The organism is Aeromonas sp. DNP9, assembly GCF_001728955.1.
Lineage (GTDB): Bacteria > Pseudomonadota > Gammaproteobacteria > Enterobacterales > Aeromonadaceae > Aeromonas > Aeromonas veronii.
In genome coordinates this window covers 20,658-35,303 of the sequence record NZ_LYSQ01000011.1, presented here as the reverse complement: position 1 = coordinate 35,303, position 14,646 = coordinate 20,658, and the positions used below count along the sequence as shown (strand labels likewise).

The 14,646-nt window shown below is 61.0% G+C and carries 15 protein-coding genes; 4 read left to right on the top strand and 11 right to left on the bottom strand.

The annotated features are described in order from the left end of the window. Positions 1–63 precede the first annotated feature (63 nt). Entirely contained in the window at positions 64–867 is an 804-nt protein-coding gene (gene dkgB / locus A9G06_RS09100; protein ID WP_069555014.1) for a 2,5-didehydrogluconate reductase DkgB, read from the top strand. Positions 868–1,028: 161 nt separating this feature from the next. Here dkgB and A9G06_RS09095 read toward each other — a convergent pair whose 3' ends face one another. Beyond that, positions 1,029–2,039: an HAD family hydrolase gene (locus A9G06_RS09095; RefSeq protein ID WP_253182320.1), complete on the bottom strand. Its 1,011-nt coding sequence runs from the start codon at positions 2,037–2,039 to the stop codon at positions 1,029–1,031. A gap of 351 nt (positions 2,040–2,390) precedes the next feature. Here A9G06_RS09095 and A9G06_RS09090 point away from each other — a divergent pair, with 351 nt between their 5' ends. Both A9G06_RS09090 and A9G06_RS09085 read left to right on the top strand, forming a co-directional pair. Then, on the top strand, positions 2,391–3,569 hold the full coding sequence (locus A9G06_RS09090) for an MFS transporter (RefSeq protein WP_069555012.1): 1,179 nt from the start codon (positions 2,391–2,393) through the stop codon (positions 3,567–3,569). A gap of 155 nt (positions 3,570–3,724) precedes the next feature. Next, positions 3,725–4,396, top strand: coding sequence for an NAD(P)H-dependent oxidoreductase (locus A9G06_RS09085; protein ID WP_069555011.1), 672 nt, complete (start codon positions 3,725–3,727; stop codon positions 4,394–4,396). Between the two features lie 100 nt (positions 4,397–4,496). On the opposite strand, the gene A9G06_RS09080 is transcribed toward A9G06_RS09085, so the two are convergent. The 8 genes from A9G06_RS09080 to A9G06_RS09045 all read right to left on the bottom strand — a co-directional run bounded on the left by A9G06_RS09080 (position 4,497) and on the right by A9G06_RS09045 (position 10,983). Continuing rightward, positions 4,497–5,105, bottom strand: coding sequence for a DoxX family protein (locus tag A9G06_RS09080; RefSeq protein WP_069555010.1), 609 nt, complete (start codon positions 5,103–5,105; stop codon positions 4,497–4,499). Then, complete coding sequence (locus tag A9G06_RS09075) at positions 5,102–5,896, bottom strand: putative DNA-binding domain-containing protein (RefSeq protein WP_069555009.1); 795 nt, start codon at positions 5,894–5,896, stop codon at positions 5,102–5,104. Before A9G06_RS09075 ends, A9G06_RS09080 begins: the two co-directional genes overlap by 4 nt. Continuing rightward, positions 5,889–6,746, bottom strand: a complete 858-nt coding sequence (locus A9G06_RS09070) for a DUF692 domain-containing protein (RefSeq protein ID WP_069555008.1) — start codon at positions 6,744–6,746, stop codon at positions 5,889–5,891. Before A9G06_RS09070 ends, A9G06_RS09075 begins: the two co-directional genes overlap by 8 nt. Continuing rightward, a complete protein-coding gene (locus A9G06_RS09065) occupies positions 6,734–7,066 on the bottom strand; it encodes a hypothetical protein (protein WP_069555007.1) in 333 nt (110 codons plus the stop codon). Before A9G06_RS09065 ends, A9G06_RS09070 begins: the two co-directional genes overlap by 13 nt. Further along, positions 7,059–8,018, bottom strand: coding sequence for an MBL fold metallo-hydrolase (locus tag A9G06_RS09060; protein WP_069555006.1), 960 nt, complete (start codon positions 8,016–8,018; stop codon positions 7,059–7,061). Before A9G06_RS09060 ends, A9G06_RS09065 begins: the two co-directional genes overlap by 8 nt. 128 nt (positions 8,019–8,146) lie before the next feature. Further along, complete coding sequence (cydX, locus tag A9G06_RS09055; protein ID WP_005337572.1) at positions 8,147–8,257, bottom strand: cytochrome bd-I oxidase subunit CydX; 111 nt, start codon at positions 8,255–8,257, stop codon at positions 8,147–8,149. A 15-nt stretch (positions 8,258–8,272) separates the two neighbouring features. Beyond that, positions 8,273–9,412: a cytochrome d ubiquinol oxidase subunit II gene (gene cydB, locus A9G06_RS09050; protein ID WP_069555005.1), complete on the bottom strand. Its 1,140-nt coding sequence runs from the start codon at positions 9,410–9,412 to the stop codon at positions 8,273–8,275. Continuing rightward, on the bottom strand, positions 9,412–10,983 hold the full coding sequence (locus tag A9G06_RS09045) for a cytochrome ubiquinol oxidase subunit I (protein ID WP_069555004.1): 1,572 nt from the start codon (positions 10,981–10,983) through the stop codon (positions 9,412–9,414). The genes cydB and A9G06_RS09045 overlap by 1 nt, the downstream gene beginning before the upstream one ends. A gap of 122 nt (positions 10,984–11,105) precedes the next feature. Here A9G06_RS09045 and A9G06_RS09040 point away from each other — a divergent pair, with 122 nt between their 5' ends. Continuing rightward, positions 11,106–12,524 (top strand): PLP-dependent aminotransferase family protein, encoded by a 1,419-nt coding sequence (locus A9G06_RS09040; RefSeq protein ID WP_069555003.1) that lies wholly within the window; start codon positions 11,106–11,108, stop codon positions 12,522–12,524. A gap of 51 nt (positions 12,525–12,575) precedes the next feature. Here A9G06_RS09040 and A9G06_RS09035 read toward each other — a convergent pair whose 3' ends face one another. Together A9G06_RS09035 and A9G06_RS09030 are read right to left on the bottom strand one after the other, a co-directional pair. Further along, positions 12,576–13,646: a hypothetical protein gene (locus tag A9G06_RS09035; protein ID WP_069555002.1), complete on the bottom strand. Its 1,071-nt coding sequence runs from the start codon at positions 13,644–13,646 to the stop codon at positions 12,576–12,578. A 243-nt stretch (positions 13,647–13,889) separates the two neighbouring features. Continuing rightward, complete coding sequence (locus A9G06_RS09030) at positions 13,890–14,528, bottom strand: tellurite resistance TerB family protein (RefSeq protein ID WP_042656069.1); 639 nt, start codon at positions 14,526–14,528, stop codon at positions 13,890–13,892. Positions 14,529–14,646: the final 118 nt, after the last annotated feature.

Below are 14,646 nucleotides of genomic sequence, written 5' to 3'. Positions count from 1 at the left end.
GGCCCTTGCGCCGCTTACCATTCAGCCCATCAAGGGCCAACCACCACCCCATTGAGGAACGAGATGATCAATATGCCCCCCATGGGTCTGGGCACCTTCCGCCTGAAGGGCGAGCCGCTGCTTGCCACCCTGACCAACGGCCTGGAGCTGGGCTATCGCCATATCGATACCGCCCAGATCTATGACAACGAAGCCGAGGTCGGCGCCGTGCTGACCCGCAGCACTGTTGCCCGCCACGAGATCTACCTGACCACCAAGGTGTGGACCAGCGAGTTTGGCCCGGGCAAGGTCATCCCGAGCCTTGAGGTGAGCCTGGAAAAACTGGGCACTGACTATCTGGATCTGGCGCTGATCCACTGGCCCTCCCCCAAGGATGAGGTGCCGATGGCAGTCTATCTGGAGCAGCTGGCCGAGGCCAAAGCACAAGGCCTGACACGGGAGATCGGGGTCTCCAACTTCACCGTGGCCCAACTCAAACAGGCCATCGAGATTTTGGGGCCGGGGGCCATCGCCCACCAGCAGATCGAGGTTCATCCCCTGCTGCAAAACCGCAAGGTGGTCGAGTTCTGCAAAGCTCACGGTATCGCCATCACCGCCTATATGCCGCTCGCCTATGGCAAGGTGCTCGCCGAGCCGCTCTTGATGGAGATTGGCAAGCGCCACGGGGTATCGGCGGCGCAGGTGTCGCTGGCCTGGCTGCTGGCGCAGGAGATGACAGTGATCCCGAGCTCCACCAAGCGGGAGAATCAGGCCGCCAATCTGGCCGCTCTCGATATCACCTTGAGCAGCGAGGAGATGGCCGCCATCGCCACGCTGGATAGGGGCGAGCGCTGCGCCAATCCCGACTTTGCCCCTGCATGGGACTAACGCGAAAGGCGTGAGACTAACGCGAAAGAAAGGCTGGCTCGCCAGCAAGCCAGATAAAACAGGGAGAGCATCATGCTCTCCCTGTCTCTTTTCTTGCCTCACGCTTTGCCGCGCTTGCTGAACGTCCAGTCGCCATATTGATGCCAGATACAGCCCCGCAATCAGGGCGCGTTCTGGCAAAGGGCGGGATCGAACACTTGCTTCCAGTCTGATTTCATATCGACCACCGCCCAACCCCGTGCTTTTGCCTGCGCCAGCCCATCGATCAGTTTGCCACTGGCTGGCGGATGGCTGTCGTAGGCGTATTCGCGCTTGGCATCGGTGTGGTGCACCAGCAGGCCGAAGGTGTGGTAATCCGGGTTGGTCGAGGTGTATTGCAGCATGGGCACGTCGCCATCGCTGTTACCAAAGGCGCCGACCGGACGCTGCCCCATAAAGAGGTGAATGGCGGCCGGTTTCGCCTTGCTGTCATCGAAATAGGCGCCGTTCATGGTCTTGCGGATCTCGCTGCCCTCCCCGGTCAGGGCAAACTCGCCGAGGGTAAAGGAGCCAATCACCTGCTGGGGCGGGATGCCATACATCTGCTCGGACATCACCCGCATAAAATCGACGCCGCCGCCGGAGACAATCCAGGTCTGGAAGCCATTATCCCGCAGATACCCCAGCAGCTGCTTCATCGGCAGATAACCGAGCTGATCGTAGTGGCAGCCAAAACGGGGATCCTTGCTGCTGTTGACCCAGCGAGTGACCCGCTCGGCAAACTCGGTGGTGGTCATGCCGCTGTGGCTCAGTCCCACCAGCTTGGCGAGCCCCTTCTCCCCCGATTTGGCCACGGCCTTGAGGTCGTTGTTCAGCACTGCCGCGACGATGGGGTCGGCCTTCCACTCCGGGTGTTCCGGCGCCAGGCGCTTGATCTCGTCCATCGCAAACTGCAGCTGATAGGTCATGAGCGCTTCAGGCCAGAGGGTGCCGTCATTGTCAAACACCACATGGCGCTTCTCTGGCGGAATAAAAGTGGCCTGCTGCTGATCGGTGGCATTGGTTACCCAGCGGGTGATCGCCTGCTTGGCTGCCGTGTCATTCCAGGCAGAGAGGGGATCGCTCTGGCCAGCCTGTACCGCAAAGGCGCCGCACAGCAGCAAAAGAGAGGAGAGTCGATTCAATGTCATCATGTTACCTGTCAGCTGGATATTGCCTGTCTATTGCCTGTAGATGAAAGCGCACGGCCATCACAACACCGGCGCACATGGGTTCAACACACACGGGTTTCACAGGGAAAATCCTATGGCGGCCAGCTTGTACTGGAGCTTAAGCAAGCTCAGAAAAGGAGCAGCGTTCATCCCGTTCTGCGAGGCAGATCACTGCGTTGCGCTCACGCCGCGAGCAACACAATCCCCTCCCACTCAGCGTTATTGCTGCTTATTTGGCAAAAGTAATTTGCTGTCACCGTCATTTTTGCCAACAAACTGTCTCGGCATACTGGCGCCATTCTCCCGTCGGGAGTCCTCAACCAAGGAGTTGTTATGCCACTGGCGTTATTTGCCCTTACCCTGAGTGCCTTTGCGATCGGCACCACTGAATTTGTGATCGTGGGGCTTATCCCTACCATCGCCGAGCAGCTCAGTGTCTCGCTCCCCTCCGCGGGCCTGCTGGTCAGCCTCTATGCCCTTGGCGTAGCCATCGGCGCCCCCGTGCTCACGGCGCTCACCGGCAAGGTGCCGCGCAAGTGGCTGCTGGTAGGGCTGATGGCGCTCTTTACCGCCGGCAACCTGCTGGCCTGGCAGGCCCCCGGTTACGAGAGCCTGATTGTGGCCCGCATCCTGACTGGATTGGCCCACGGGGTCTTCTTCTCGGTGGGCAGCACCATCGCCACAGGTCTTGTGGCCAAAGAGAAGGCGGCGAGCGCCATCGCCATCATGTTCAGCGGCCTCACCGTGGCGCTGGTAACCGGCGTACCGCTCGGCACCTGGATTGGTCAGGTCTTTGGCTGGCGTGAAACCTTTCTGGTGGTAAGCCTGCTCGGCCTCGTCGCCATGGTGGGTAGCCTGCTGCTGATCCCGAGCAACCTGCCCAAGGGGGCAGCCTCGACCATCCGCGAACAGCTCTCGGTACTGACCAAAAAGCCGCTGCTGCTGGTCTACGCCAAGACCGCCCTCGGTTATGGCGGCGCCTTCACGGCGTTTACCTTCCTCGCCCCCATCCTGCAGCAGGTGAGCGGCTTTAGCGCCGGTGCTGTGAGCCTGATCCTGCTGGTGTACGGGGTATCGGTCGCCGTCGGCAATATCTGGGGTGGCAAGCTGGCCGACAAGATGGGTCCCCTGCCGGCGCTCAAGCTGCTGTTTGCCGGTCTGGCGCTGGTGCTGCTGGCCCTCACCTTCACCGCCCCCCATCCGGCGCTGGCGGTGCTCACCGTGCTGGTGTGGGGCGCCTTTGCCTTCGGCAACGTGCCGGGTCTGCAGGTACTGGTGGTGAAGCAGGCCGAGCTGCACACCCCCAAGGCGGTGGATGTGGCATCGGGCCTCAATATTGCCGCCTTCAACGTCGGCATTGCGCTGGGATCTGTGGTCGGTGGTTTTGTGGTAGAGCACCTCGGCCTGATGCACACCCCCTGGATCGGCGCCCTTATCGTACTGCTGGCCTACGGGCTGACCCATGTCAGCGAGCGACGCGAAGCCCTCCGGCTCGCCGCCTGTCAGGCATAAGCTGCGCCAGCAGGCGTCACGCAAGGGCGTGGCGCCTGCTGCAATCGGCGCGGCAGGCTTCTATGCTGTGACACAGCGCCAACCCGTCAACTGTTTCAGCAACTTTTTCAGCAACCAAGCCTGTCACCCTCGCATCATTTGCCACGGAGTCTGTTATGAAGGTGCTTATTGTCTATGCCCATCCCGAACCCAAAAGCTTCAACGGTGCCCTCTTCTGCCTCGCCATCAGGGCGCTGGAGCAGGCGGGCCACACAGTGATGACCAGCGATCTCTATGCCATGGGCTTTGATCCCGTCTCGGATCGTCGCAACTTCACTGCCGCCAGCGATCCCGATTTTCTCAAGCTGCAACTCGAAGAGCTGGCTGCCACCGAGCAGGACAGCTTTGCCCCGCAGCTGGAGCAGGAAATGCAAAAGCTGGAGGCGGCCGATCTGCTGATCTTCCAGTTCCCGCTCTGGTGGTTTGGCCTGCCCGCCATCCTCAAGGGGTGGGTGGATAGGGTCTTTGCCATGGGGCGGGTCTACGGTCAGGGCCATATCTACGAGAGCGGCAAGTTTCGCGGCAAGCGGGCGCTGCTGAGCCTCACCACCGGCGGCCCTGCCGAGACCTATCTGCCCGATGGCTTCAACGGTGATATCGACGGGGTGCTGCGCCCCATCCAGCGCGGGATCCTGCAATTTGTCGGCTTCGACGTGCTGCGCCCCCATATCTGTTATGCCCCGGTGCGGGTCTCGCAAGAAGAGCGGGAAGCCTGGCTTGCCCAATGGGCCGAGCGCCTTGGCCAGATTGAGCAAGAGTCCCCCATCGCGGTCGGCCGCTACCAGTAACAGCGGCCCCCCAAAAAAGCACAAAAACAGCGAGCGGCACCCGGCCGCTCGCTGTTTTTCACGCTCTGTCATTATGGTTTTTGTTATCCGTGGGCAAGCCTTATGCCGCCTGTTGCACGCCTGCTTTGCCGGTCACCGCCCGCTTGAGCCAGTAGTCGAGGCTGACGTAACGGCCACCGCCATTAACCAGCAGCACCAGCAGCATCACGAAGTAGGTGGCGGCAAACTCCATCCCGTTGTTGAGCATCACGGGATCCCCGAGCTCGGTGATGTAGTTGTAGCGGCCGGGGAAGTTGGCGGCCAGCCACTCGATAAAGCCGTTGAGGCGTAAGGTGGCCTCCATGCTGCCGGTGGCGATGGCGTCCCAGCCGTGCTTCCAGTGCACCATGGCACTCGCCACGCTCATCAGAAAGATGGTGGGAATGGCCATGATGCGGGTAAAGAGGCCAAGGGCGATGCAGATGCAGCCCAGCACCTCGGTGCCCGCCGCCAGAAAGGCGAGCAGGGTCGGGAACGGCAGGTTGAGTCCCCCTTCCGAGACTGGCGCACCAAACCAGGCGACCGTGCCAGCAAAGCCCATCACCTTGGAGTGGGCCCCCACATAGATGACCGGAATGAGATAGAGGCGAATGGCCAGCAGGGCCAGAAAATCAAGCCGCTTGCACTGGGCCACCGCCCGCTCGTACCACTGGATCAGGGTGTTGTTCATGGGAATTCTCCTTGGTGTTTGCTAAATGGGAGCAAGGGGGCGCCGGTCTGGCGCTCGCCGACGGGCAGGGTAAGCAGACCCAGCCGGTGAAAATGGCGCGCCCACTCGATCAGATCAAAGTCACTGCGAACCTGCTGCACCTGTTGCTGGAACGCCGCTTGGGTGATCCCCGGCTGCTGTTGCAGCAGCTGGATCAGCGCGACATCCCATTCGCGTAACCGCTGGGTCACCACCTGATGATCCGGACTGCGAAACAGGCCATAGAAGTGATTGCCCTGCCGGGTCGGCACCACGCCGCTGCGACGAATGGCAAAGGGGAGCTCTAGCAGTTGCAGGGTGGGATTGAGCACAAGCGGACTCTCCGCCGTCACCTCAACCCCCGATATAACTTGCGGCACTACCCCTTCATCAATCTCGACACAGAGGCAGGCCCACTCGTACTCCAGCAGCGCCAGCCGCTGCTTGGGCCAGTTGAGAGTGCCCTCACTGTGGCGATGCTGCACATAGCGGACAAACTCGGTGGCGATATGGTGAAACTCGGGGGCCTCGGCGCCGTGCGCGATAACAAAGCCCTCCACCAGTTGCCACCTGTCCACCGGCGCCCAGTGAGCGTGGGTGAGCGGAAAAGCGCTCTCCAGCACCGACTCCACATTGGCGCGCACGCTGCGGGCATAGTGGCTGGCGATGCCATCCTGCGGTAGCCGCACCCGGCTCGCCAGCCAGGCGGTCTGCTGCTGCATCCGCTGTGGCGCCGTTTTGGGCGCAGTGATCAGAGATAACCGTCTATCCATAGCGCACCTCCCGCACCTGATGGTCGAACGCCTCGCAACAGGCGCCGTGCACCCGCGCCAGCTCGGCCTCCAGCTCGGCCAGCGGTGGCAGATGGTGATCCCGCTCCAGCAGCAGGGGGCGCAGGCCATGGGTCTGCACCGTATAACGGGCCAGCGCCACTACCTCCTCGCACACCGGTTTGCCATGGGTATCCAATAAAGTGCCATCCGCCTCTTCCAGATGACCGGCGATATGGAAGTAGCGGATCGCATTGCCCGGCAGCCCGGCGATCATCCGCTTGGGGCAGTAACCGTGATTGCGGCTGTTGACGAAGACGTTGTTGATATCGAGCAGCAGCTCGCAGCCGCTGCGCGCCACCAGCTCGGCGAGAAAATCCTCCTCCGGCATCTCATGGTCATAGCCGTGGTAGTAGGAGATATTTTCCAGCACCAGCGGGCGGGCCAGCGCCTCCTGCACCTGCGCGATCCGCTCTGCCAGATAGGGGATGTTCTCCCACTGGCGCGGCACCGGCAGCAGTTCGTAGAGATAACCCTGCTGGTCGCGGGAAAAGCTCAAATGCTCGCTGTAGATCTCGATGCCGAACTCATCCAGAAAGGTGCGGATCTGGTTGAGCAGGGTGCGATTGAGGGGCTGGCAATCGCCGAGGGAGAGGCTGAGGCCGTGGGCCACCAGCGGGTAACGCTCGGCCAGCTGATGCAACTGCGCCCACCTGGCGCCGCCGATGGCCATCCAGTTTTCCGGCGCCAGCTCGAAAAAGTCGATGCCGGGGCGGACGGGGCCGGAGCAGAGCGCATCCAGATGCTCCTGGCGCAGTCCGATCCCCCGACTGCGGGAGCTTATTGGCCGCATACCCCCTCCGTCATCTTGCTGCCGTTGTTGGAACCGGAACTATCGCCATCAATCCCCTCTCCCGCCACGCCACACTTGCCATCGCGGGCTCGCACCAGCCGCCCCTGCGGATCACTGTCGAGGGCTTGCTTTTCAAAGCGCTTCTCGGTGCCGCACTTGCCCGCCGCACACTTGCCGCCGTGCTGTTCGCTGGGGGCCGCTTTCACCGGCGCATCGCTCGGGGTGGCCGCCAGCGCCAGCCCCGGAGTCAGGGCAATCAGGCTGGTCATGGCGATGGAGAGGGTCAGTTTGTTGGTCTTGTTGCTGCTTGGATTACTCATGGGCGGACTCCTTGACGGATGAAACGGGGTAACTGGAGAGATCGCGGGCGGCCACGATCTGGCCGTGGAACTGCTGTTTGACGATGGCCATCGCCTCTTTCTTGTGATTTAGGCCGACCCCCATCCAGTGATTCAGCACCAGCAGCTTGGGGTTCACCTCGGCGGCAATCTTGGCCACCACCGACGGCTTGGCATGAAGCGAAGCCGAAACCGGGTCGGCCCCCTCGTGGATGGCAAGTGGCATCACCAGAATGTCGGCGCCGCGGGCAAAATCGAGGAAGGCGGGGTTGGAACCGTTCTGATCCGCCGAGATGACGATGCTCCCCTCGGCACTCTGGATCCGGTAGGCCAGACAGGGCACGTCACCGTGGGGGATGCCGAGCGCGGTGATGGTCAAGCCATCCTGCTGATAGACGGTGTGGGGTTTTGGCCCCCGATAGGGAACATCAATCAGGGTGATGGGGAAGAGACCATCGGTGCCATCCTTGAAGCCGCTCAGGTAGGCATAGGCGCCCTTGTCTTTGTTGAAGAGGGCATCAAAGTAGCCGCTCATGCTGGGAAAGGCCGAGCCTGCCTCTGGCCCCGCCAGATCCAGCGGATCGCTGCGCTCGAAGAAGTAGGCCCCCTTGAGCAGGGCGGGCAGGTCGGTCACATGGTCGGTGTGAAAGTGGGTGATGCCGATAAAATCGACCTCTTCGAGCTTGGCCCCCGCCTGGCCGAAGCGCAGGTAGACGCCGCCACCGGCATCGATCAGGATGCGGGATTTCCCCTTCCACCAGATCACCTCGCTGGAGGAGGCACGCAGGTCGTCGGAGATGGGGCCACCACTGCCGAGCACCTGCAGGGTGAAGGTTTTATCCAGTGGCGTCAGTTGTACCGGTTCGGCACAGGCCGGGGCGACGGTGAGCGCGCACCCGATGGCCAGCGCCACCGCTTTCAATCTCTGTTTCATCACAATTACCTGTCGGTTGGTTGTCGGTTGAAAGTGTGTCGTTTGTGTCGTTTAAAGAGGGGGAGAGAGGGGCCGACGGCGACGTATGAACGCCAACCACCGGCCGTGGCGGGGCGCGAGCCCCGCCGTCAGTTACCGTCTCGTTCGTCCGCCTGCCAGCGCGCTTCCAGCCAGAGCAGGTTGCACAGGCCCAGCAGCAGGGCGAATCCGAGGCCCAAAATCCAGGTGAAGTACCACATAGCAGATCCTTGAGGTCAGTAGAGTTGATGGCTGTCGCGCTTGATGCGGGCACGGTCGAGCTTGCCGCGCACCACTCGATAGACCCAGCCGGTGTAGCCCAGGTTGACCGGCATCAGCACCAGCACGAGGCCGAACATGATGGCCAGGGTCTTGTAGCTGGAGGTACTGTCCCACAAGGTCAGGCTGCTGACCGCATCAAGGGATGAAGGCAGCACGAAGGGGAACAGGGCGATGGCCACCGAGCAGAGCATGGCGGCGCAGGCGATGGCGCTGGCCAGCAGCGCAATCCGGCCCCTCTCCAGCCAGGAGGCAATCCCGCTCACCAGCGGCGCCAGCGTCCCGATGATCGGCACCAGCCACAGCAGCGGATAGTCAAAGTAGTTGCGCAGCCAGCCTCCGGCGTGGGGGATCACCCCTTTCATCAGCGGGCTGATGGCGACATTCGGGTCAAAGGGTTGTGTGCCGACACCGGTCAGCTGAAACCCTTGCAGATCCACCAGATGCCAACCAGCCAGCAGGTAGCAGAGGCTCACCAGCGGGGCCAGCAGGATGGCGATCCCCCGTGCGCGCAGCGCAGGGGTGCCGGTGACCTTGGCTTGCAGAAAACCGGCGCCGTGCAGCAGCAACAGGCTGATGGCAGTGGCGAGCACCGAGAGCAACCAGCCCCAGTGGAAGTCGAACGCGCCATAGTGCAGACGCAGCGCCGTGTCGAAGCGAAACGGCAGCCCCTCCATCACCAGACCGATAGCCGCACCAAGGATAAGCGCCGGTATCAGGCCACCGGCCACCAGCGCCCGATCCCACCAGCGGCGCCACACCGGATCGGCCAGCTTGCTGCGATAGTCAAAACCGACCGGACGCAAAAATAGCCCGAGCAGCAGCACCACCATGGGGATGTAGAGCCCCGAGAAGGCGGCGGCATAAACCAGCGGCCAGGCGGCGAACAGGGCACCGGCACCGGCAATCAGCCACACCTGATTACCCTCCCACACCGGCCCCACGCTGTTGATCACCAGACGGCGGTCGTCGTCATCTTTCGACACCACCGGCAGCAGCATGGCGATGCCGAGATCGAAGCCATCCATCACGATAAAACCGACCATCATGAAGAGCACCAGCGCCCACCAGATGAGTTTCAGGGTTGCGTAATCCATCAGGCGATCCTCGCAAGTTCGGGTTGTTCACCGCTGTAGCGGCCGGTATGGAGAATGGCGGGCCCCTTGCGGATCACATGGCGCAACAGGAACAGCTCCACCACCAGCAGCAGGGTGTAGATGGAACAGATAGCGATGAGGCTGAACCAGAGTTGGCCCGGCTGAAGCAAAGAGACCGAGGCCGAGACCGGCAGCACATCGCTGATGGTCCAGGGTTGACGGCCGAGCTCGGCCACCAGCCAGCCCGCCTCGATGGCAATCCAGGGCAGCGGAATGCTCCAGAGCAGGGTCTTGAGTAGCCGTGGCGAGTCTTGCAGCCGGTTGCGGCAGAGCTGGACAAAGCTCACCACCATCAGCCCCAGCATGGTGACGCCAAGCCCCACCATCACCCGAAAGCCCCAGAAGAGCGGCGCCACTGGCGGGATGGAGTCATCGACCGCTTTGGCGATCTCCGCCTCCCCCGCCTTGGCGATATTGCTGGCATAGGGGGTGAGCAGCATGCCGTAGCCGAGATCCTTGCCGTGCTGCTCGAAGCGGGCGCGGTTGGCCGGGCTGTCATCACCCTGCCGGATCTGGTCGAGGGCCTCGGCCGCCACCATGCCGCTGCGAATGCGCGCCTCGTTCTGCACCTTGATATCCTTGAGGCCGGTCACCGCCTCGTCGATGGAGCGGGTGGCGATGATCCCCATCAGATACGGGATCTTGATGGCGGCGTGAGTGGTCTCGGCAGTCTGATCCGGGAAGCCGAACAGGGTAAAGGAAGCTGGCGCCGGCTCGGTCTCCCACTCCGCCTCGATGGCGGCGAGCTTCACCTTCTGCACCTCGCCGGTGCGATAGCCAGACTCATCCCCGAGCACAATGACCGAAAGAATGGCCGCCAGCCCGAAGCCGGAGGCGATGGCGAAGGAGCGCAGGGCAAACTGCACCTCGGTCTTGCGCAGCAGATACCAGCTGCTCACCCCCATCACGAACATGGAGGCGGCCACATAGCCTGCCGCGACGGTGTGAACAAACTTCACCTGCGCCACCGGGTTAAACAGCACGGCGGCGATATCCACCAGCTCCATGCGCTGGGTCAGCAGGTTGAACTCGGCCCCCACCGGGTTTTGCATCCAGCCGTTGCCGATCAGGATCCAGAGCGCCGAGAGGTTGGAGCCGAGCGCCACCAGCATGGTCACCAGCAGGTGCTTGCCGCGGGAGAGCTTGTCCCAGCCGAAGAAGAAGAGCCCCACCAGGGTCGATTCGAGGAAGAAGGCCATCAGCCCCTCGATGGCCAGCGGGGTACCGAAGATGTCCCCCACATAGTGGGAGTAGTAAGCCCAGTTGGTGCCGAACTGAAACTCCATGGTGATCCCCGTGGTGACCCCCATGACGAAGTTGATGCCAAACAGTTTGCCCCAGAAGCGGGTGATGTCCTGATAGATCACCTTGCCGGTCATCACATAAGCCGACTCGGCGATCACCAGGATCCAGGACAGCCCCAGCGTGAGGGGCACAAACAGGAAGTGGAACAGGGCCGTGGCGCCAAATTGCAGGCGCGACAGGCTGACCACGTCATCCGGATTGATCATGCGTCACTCTCTTTTGTTGTATTTGCCTTGCACGTTTCGTGCATGACAAGTACATCACGGAGCATGACACCTATAACAGATGCAGTTATATTGAATTACACCTATAACAGTTGATCCAGATCATGTCCCTTTACCAGCAGTTGGCCGACCGCCTGCAAAGCCAGATCGACGATGGCATCTGGCAACCGGGGGAGCGTATCCCCTCCATTCGCCAGAGCTGCAAGACCCACGGGCTCAGTCCCATGACGGTGTTGCAGGCCTATCAACTGCTCGAAAGTCAGGGGCGGATCCTCGCCCGCCCCCAGTCCGGCTACTACGTCAAAGCCACCTCACCACAGCTCGTGCAGCACACGCCGAGCCAGACCCACTACAGCGGCTCGGTGGATATCAACGATCTGGTGTTCGAGGTGTTGCAGGCGAGTAAATCGCGGGATCTGGTGCCCCTTGGCATGTCGGTAGCAGACCCGACCCTGTTCCCCCACCCCCAGCTCGGGCGGGCCCTGGCCAGCTGCATGCGCAAGCTCGATCCCTTCAGCACGGTGGCCGACCTGCCCCCCGGCAACGAAGCGCTGCGCCGCGCCATCGCCCAGCGCTACGCCAGCGACGGGGTGGCGGTCAATCCGCAGGAGATCATCATCACCACAGGCGCCATGGAGGCACTCTCCCTCAGCCTGCAGGTGCTGACCGAGCCCGGTGACTGGGTGGTGGTGGAGTCCCCCACCTTCTATGGCGCCCTGCAGGCCATCGAGCGGCTGAAACTCAAGGCGGTGGAGATCCCGGTGATCCCGGGGGTGGGTATCGATCTGGCACTGTTGGAAGACGCTCTCAACCAGATGCCAATCAAGGCGTGCTGGCTGATGGGCAATGTACAGCACCCGCTGGGCCACACCATGCCGGATAGTCACAAAGCGCAGCTGATGGAACTACTCAACAGCCATGGGGTGCCGCTGGTGGAGGATGACGTCTATGCGGAGGTCTACTTTGGCCGCGAGCGCCCCAAGCCGATCCGTCACTGGGATCAGCGTGGCGACAGCCTGCTCTGCAGCTCCTTTTCCAAATGCCTGGCGCCGGGCTTTCGGGTCGGCTGGGTGGTGGCGGGGCCCCATGCCGAGCGGGTGCAGCGGCTGCAGCTGATGTCCACCCTCTCCACCAATGTACCGAGCCAGCTGGCGCTGGCCGAGATGCTGCGCCAGGGCGGGATCGATGCCCACTTTCGCCGCCTGCGCCACACCTTGGCCCAGCGCCAGCAGCAGATGCGGGCGGCCCTGCAGCGCTTGCTTCCGGACGAGGTGCGGATCTCCTCCCCCGATGGCGGCTACTTTCTCTGGCTGGCACTGCCTGCCCATTTCGACAGCCGCGCCCTGCACGCCAAGGCTCTGGGCAGCGGTTTTTCAGTGGCTCCCGGCGCCCTCTTTTCCAGTCAGGGACAACACAACCACTGCCTGCGCCTCAACAGCTCCCATCCCTGGAGCGAACAGCTGGAGCGGGCCCTATTCAAACTTGCCGAGCTTATCAATCGCCAAATTGCCCAAGGCACGTAAGATGACGCCAATAATTCCGCTCATGAAACAGGAACCCAAGTGCGGCTGTAATTACCTCTTCAATGGTCTGCGTAACCAGCCATATTCTCGAGGGGCAATCCTCAATAGCTCTGCAATAGTCGCATGACGCTTATCTTCACTCATGCGCAAAAGCAGAGAACGCAATTCGTACTCGATACTATCCCGCTTAGCACCACGGGCTTCCGCCATGAGATACCAATTATGCCCCTCTTCAATATTCCCCTGCTCAATATTGAGCGCACCTAACAGTGTGCATGGTCTGAAATTATTCGGTTGCAATGCATGAGCCTCAGCCCCCATTTTCAGAGCATCTGTACGCTTTCCTAAGTCACGCAACGCCCCACCATGGGTTGTTCTAATCGCAGATTTGAGCTTCGCATGCTCTTGGTCTTTAACTGGAATAGCCGAGAGCAATTCAACAGCAGATGCGGCGGCTGCACATTTTCGAAGATGCGCACTGGCATTGACTGCTTGCCATGGATCGCAGGTTTTCTTGTACTCTGAAATATAAAAATCAGCTTCTATTCGATGATATGCATGCCATATCTTATCTGTTTGATACTCTCGCCCCTCAACTTTTAGCCATATAGAATCAAGTTCAGAAAGTCGTGACTTGGCATCCAGCGTACGCAAAATCTGCATCAGTTGCTTGAAATGATGTTTTTCCACAAAGAATTCAATTCCAAACTTCCGACGAAGCTCTTGGTTTTTTCTCCTCGCAATAAACTTTGGATCGTTCTCACGTTTTATACGTTCAGCTTCATATTGAGCCTGGAGCATTTCATACCTCAAGGTGGCAGCTTTCTGCTCGGCTATTTTAATGGCTTCAAGTTCAAGCTGCCGCTTTTTAGCGATTACGATACGCTGTTCTCGCTCTAATAAGGCTCGTCTATAAAACTCCTCTTTGGATAACGACCCGGTAAGAAAACCGAGCAAGGCATTAAGTCCTTTAGACTCAAGGTATTGCTGACTCCAAATAGATAGTGGCAAGCCTTTTTGAACTGATAAAAGCAGGTTATTGAGCCTGCCTCCCCCCGTTGTTGCACTGGTTAAATCATCAACACTGTAATATTTGGCCAGCTCGGCTGGGGAAGTTGACATTACGCACGCTCCTTGTGCAAACGTTGATATTGTTCTTTGACATTAACATGATGTGGAGTTCAGTTAATAAACGAGTGTCGCATTTCCCACTACTGCTCCTTGCAAAAAGGGGGATGATCCTGCGCCATCTTAGGGGCTGTACCCCGTAATCCAAATAGGCTCCTCCGCATCTTTTGGCGGGCAGCAGAAACAACAACGCCCCTTGAGCGGGGCGTTATCGGCAATCCATGGCGATGAGGGCTATCAGGCAGGGGCGTTAAGCTGGGCCACCTGCCGCTCGATGCTGCCCTTGAGGTTATCATCGAGTTTGAGGGCCCGAGCCAGTTCGTCGAGATAACCGCGCTCCATAAAGTGATCCACCTCGATGGCGAGCAGGGAGGCGAGATAGACCTCGGTGGCCAGCTCCATGTCAGTCACTTCCCGTGCCAGCGCGTGGGGATCGAGAGGGCGGGCCAGCTCGGCGTCAATCCAGCGGGCGACATCGCTCTGGCCCTGTTCGGTCAGGTACTCCTGAATTTTCTGGCGCTCGGCGCCGTCGATATGGCCATCGGCCCGGGCCGCGGCCACCATGGCGCGCACCAAGAGGGCCGCACGGGCATCCAGCGCATTGCCTTCCAGCCCACTGATGGGATGGGTGGGCTGGGCGGGTGCCGCCTGCTGGGCCTGCCAATCCTGATAGAGCTTGTAGGCCAGCCCGCCAAGGGCCGCCGCGCCGCCCACGGCCGCGGCCTTGCCGCCATATTTGCGCACTTTTTTATTGCCCAGCAGCAGACCGAGCGCACCACCGGCAAGCGCTCCCTGCATCTGCCCCTTGCGCTTGTCTCCGCCTTCGTTGAGCCAGCCTTTGCCAGCCCCCAGCAACTGTTCCAGCATCTGTTTCATGGTGTCACTCCTGCGGCTATGTTCCCGTCGATAGAGCAAGATAGTGACCCCGCCCCCCTGAATCGGGGATGAACCCTTGACCGGGCAAGCCGATGGGGCAAAGCTCAGGGAAACCCTT

Excerpts from the sequence above, each read along its gene's own strand:
- dkgB (WP_069555014.1), top strand. The coding sequence starts at position 64 with ATGATCAATATGCCCCCCATGGGTCTGGGCACCTTCCGCCTGAAGGGC.
- A9G06_RS09095 (WP_253182320.1), bottom strand. The coding sequence starts at position 2,039 with ATGATGACATTGAATCGACTCTCCTCTCTTTTGCTGCTGTGCGGCGCC.
- A9G06_RS09090 (WP_069555012.1), top strand. The coding sequence starts at position 2,391 with ATGCCACTGGCGTTATTTGCCCTTACCCTGAGTGCCTTTGCGATCGGC.
- A9G06_RS09085 (WP_069555011.1), top strand. The coding sequence starts at position 3,725 with ATGAAGGTGCTTATTGTCTATGCCCATCCCGAACCCAAAAGCTTCAAC.
- A9G06_RS09080 (WP_069555010.1), bottom strand. The coding sequence starts at position 5,105 with ATGAACAACACCCTGATCCAGTGGTACGAGCGGGCGGTGGCCCAGTGC.
- A9G06_RS09075 (WP_069555009.1), bottom strand. The coding sequence starts at position 5,896 with ATGGATAGACGGTTATCTCTGATCACTGCGCCCAAAACGGCGCCACAG.
- A9G06_RS09070 (WP_069555008.1), bottom strand. The coding sequence starts at position 6,746 with ATGCGGCCAATAAGCTCCCGCAGTCGGGGGATCGGACTGCGCCAGGAG.
- A9G06_RS09065 (WP_069555007.1), bottom strand. The coding sequence starts at position 7,066 with ATGAGTAATCCAAGCAGCAACAAGACCAACAAACTGACCCTCTCCATC.
- A9G06_RS09060 (WP_069555006.1), bottom strand. The coding sequence starts at position 8,018 with ATGAAACAGAGATTGAAAGCGGTGGCGCTGGCCATCGGGTGCGCGCTC.
- cydX (WP_005337572.1), bottom strand. The coding sequence starts at position 8,257 with ATGTGGTACTTCACCTGGATTTTGGGCCTCGGATTCGCCCTGCTGCTG.
- cydB (WP_069555005.1), bottom strand. The coding sequence starts at position 9,412 with ATGGATTACGCAACCCTGAAACTCATCTGGTGGGCGCTGGTGCTCTTC.
- A9G06_RS09045 (WP_069555004.1), bottom strand. The coding sequence starts at position 10,983 with ATGATCAATCCGGATGACGTGGTCAGCCTGTCGCGCCTGCAATTTGGC.
- A9G06_RS09040 (WP_069555003.1), top strand. The coding sequence starts at position 11,106 with ATGTCCCTTTACCAGCAGTTGGCCGACCGCCTGCAAAGCCAGATCGAC.
- A9G06_RS09035 (WP_069555002.1), bottom strand. The coding sequence starts at position 13,646 with ATGTCAACTTCCCCAGCCGAGCTGGCCAAATATTACAGTGTTGATGAT.
- A9G06_RS09030 (WP_042656069.1), bottom strand. The coding sequence starts at position 14,528 with ATGAAACAGATGCTGGAACAGTTGCTGGGGGCTGGCAAAGGCTGGCTC.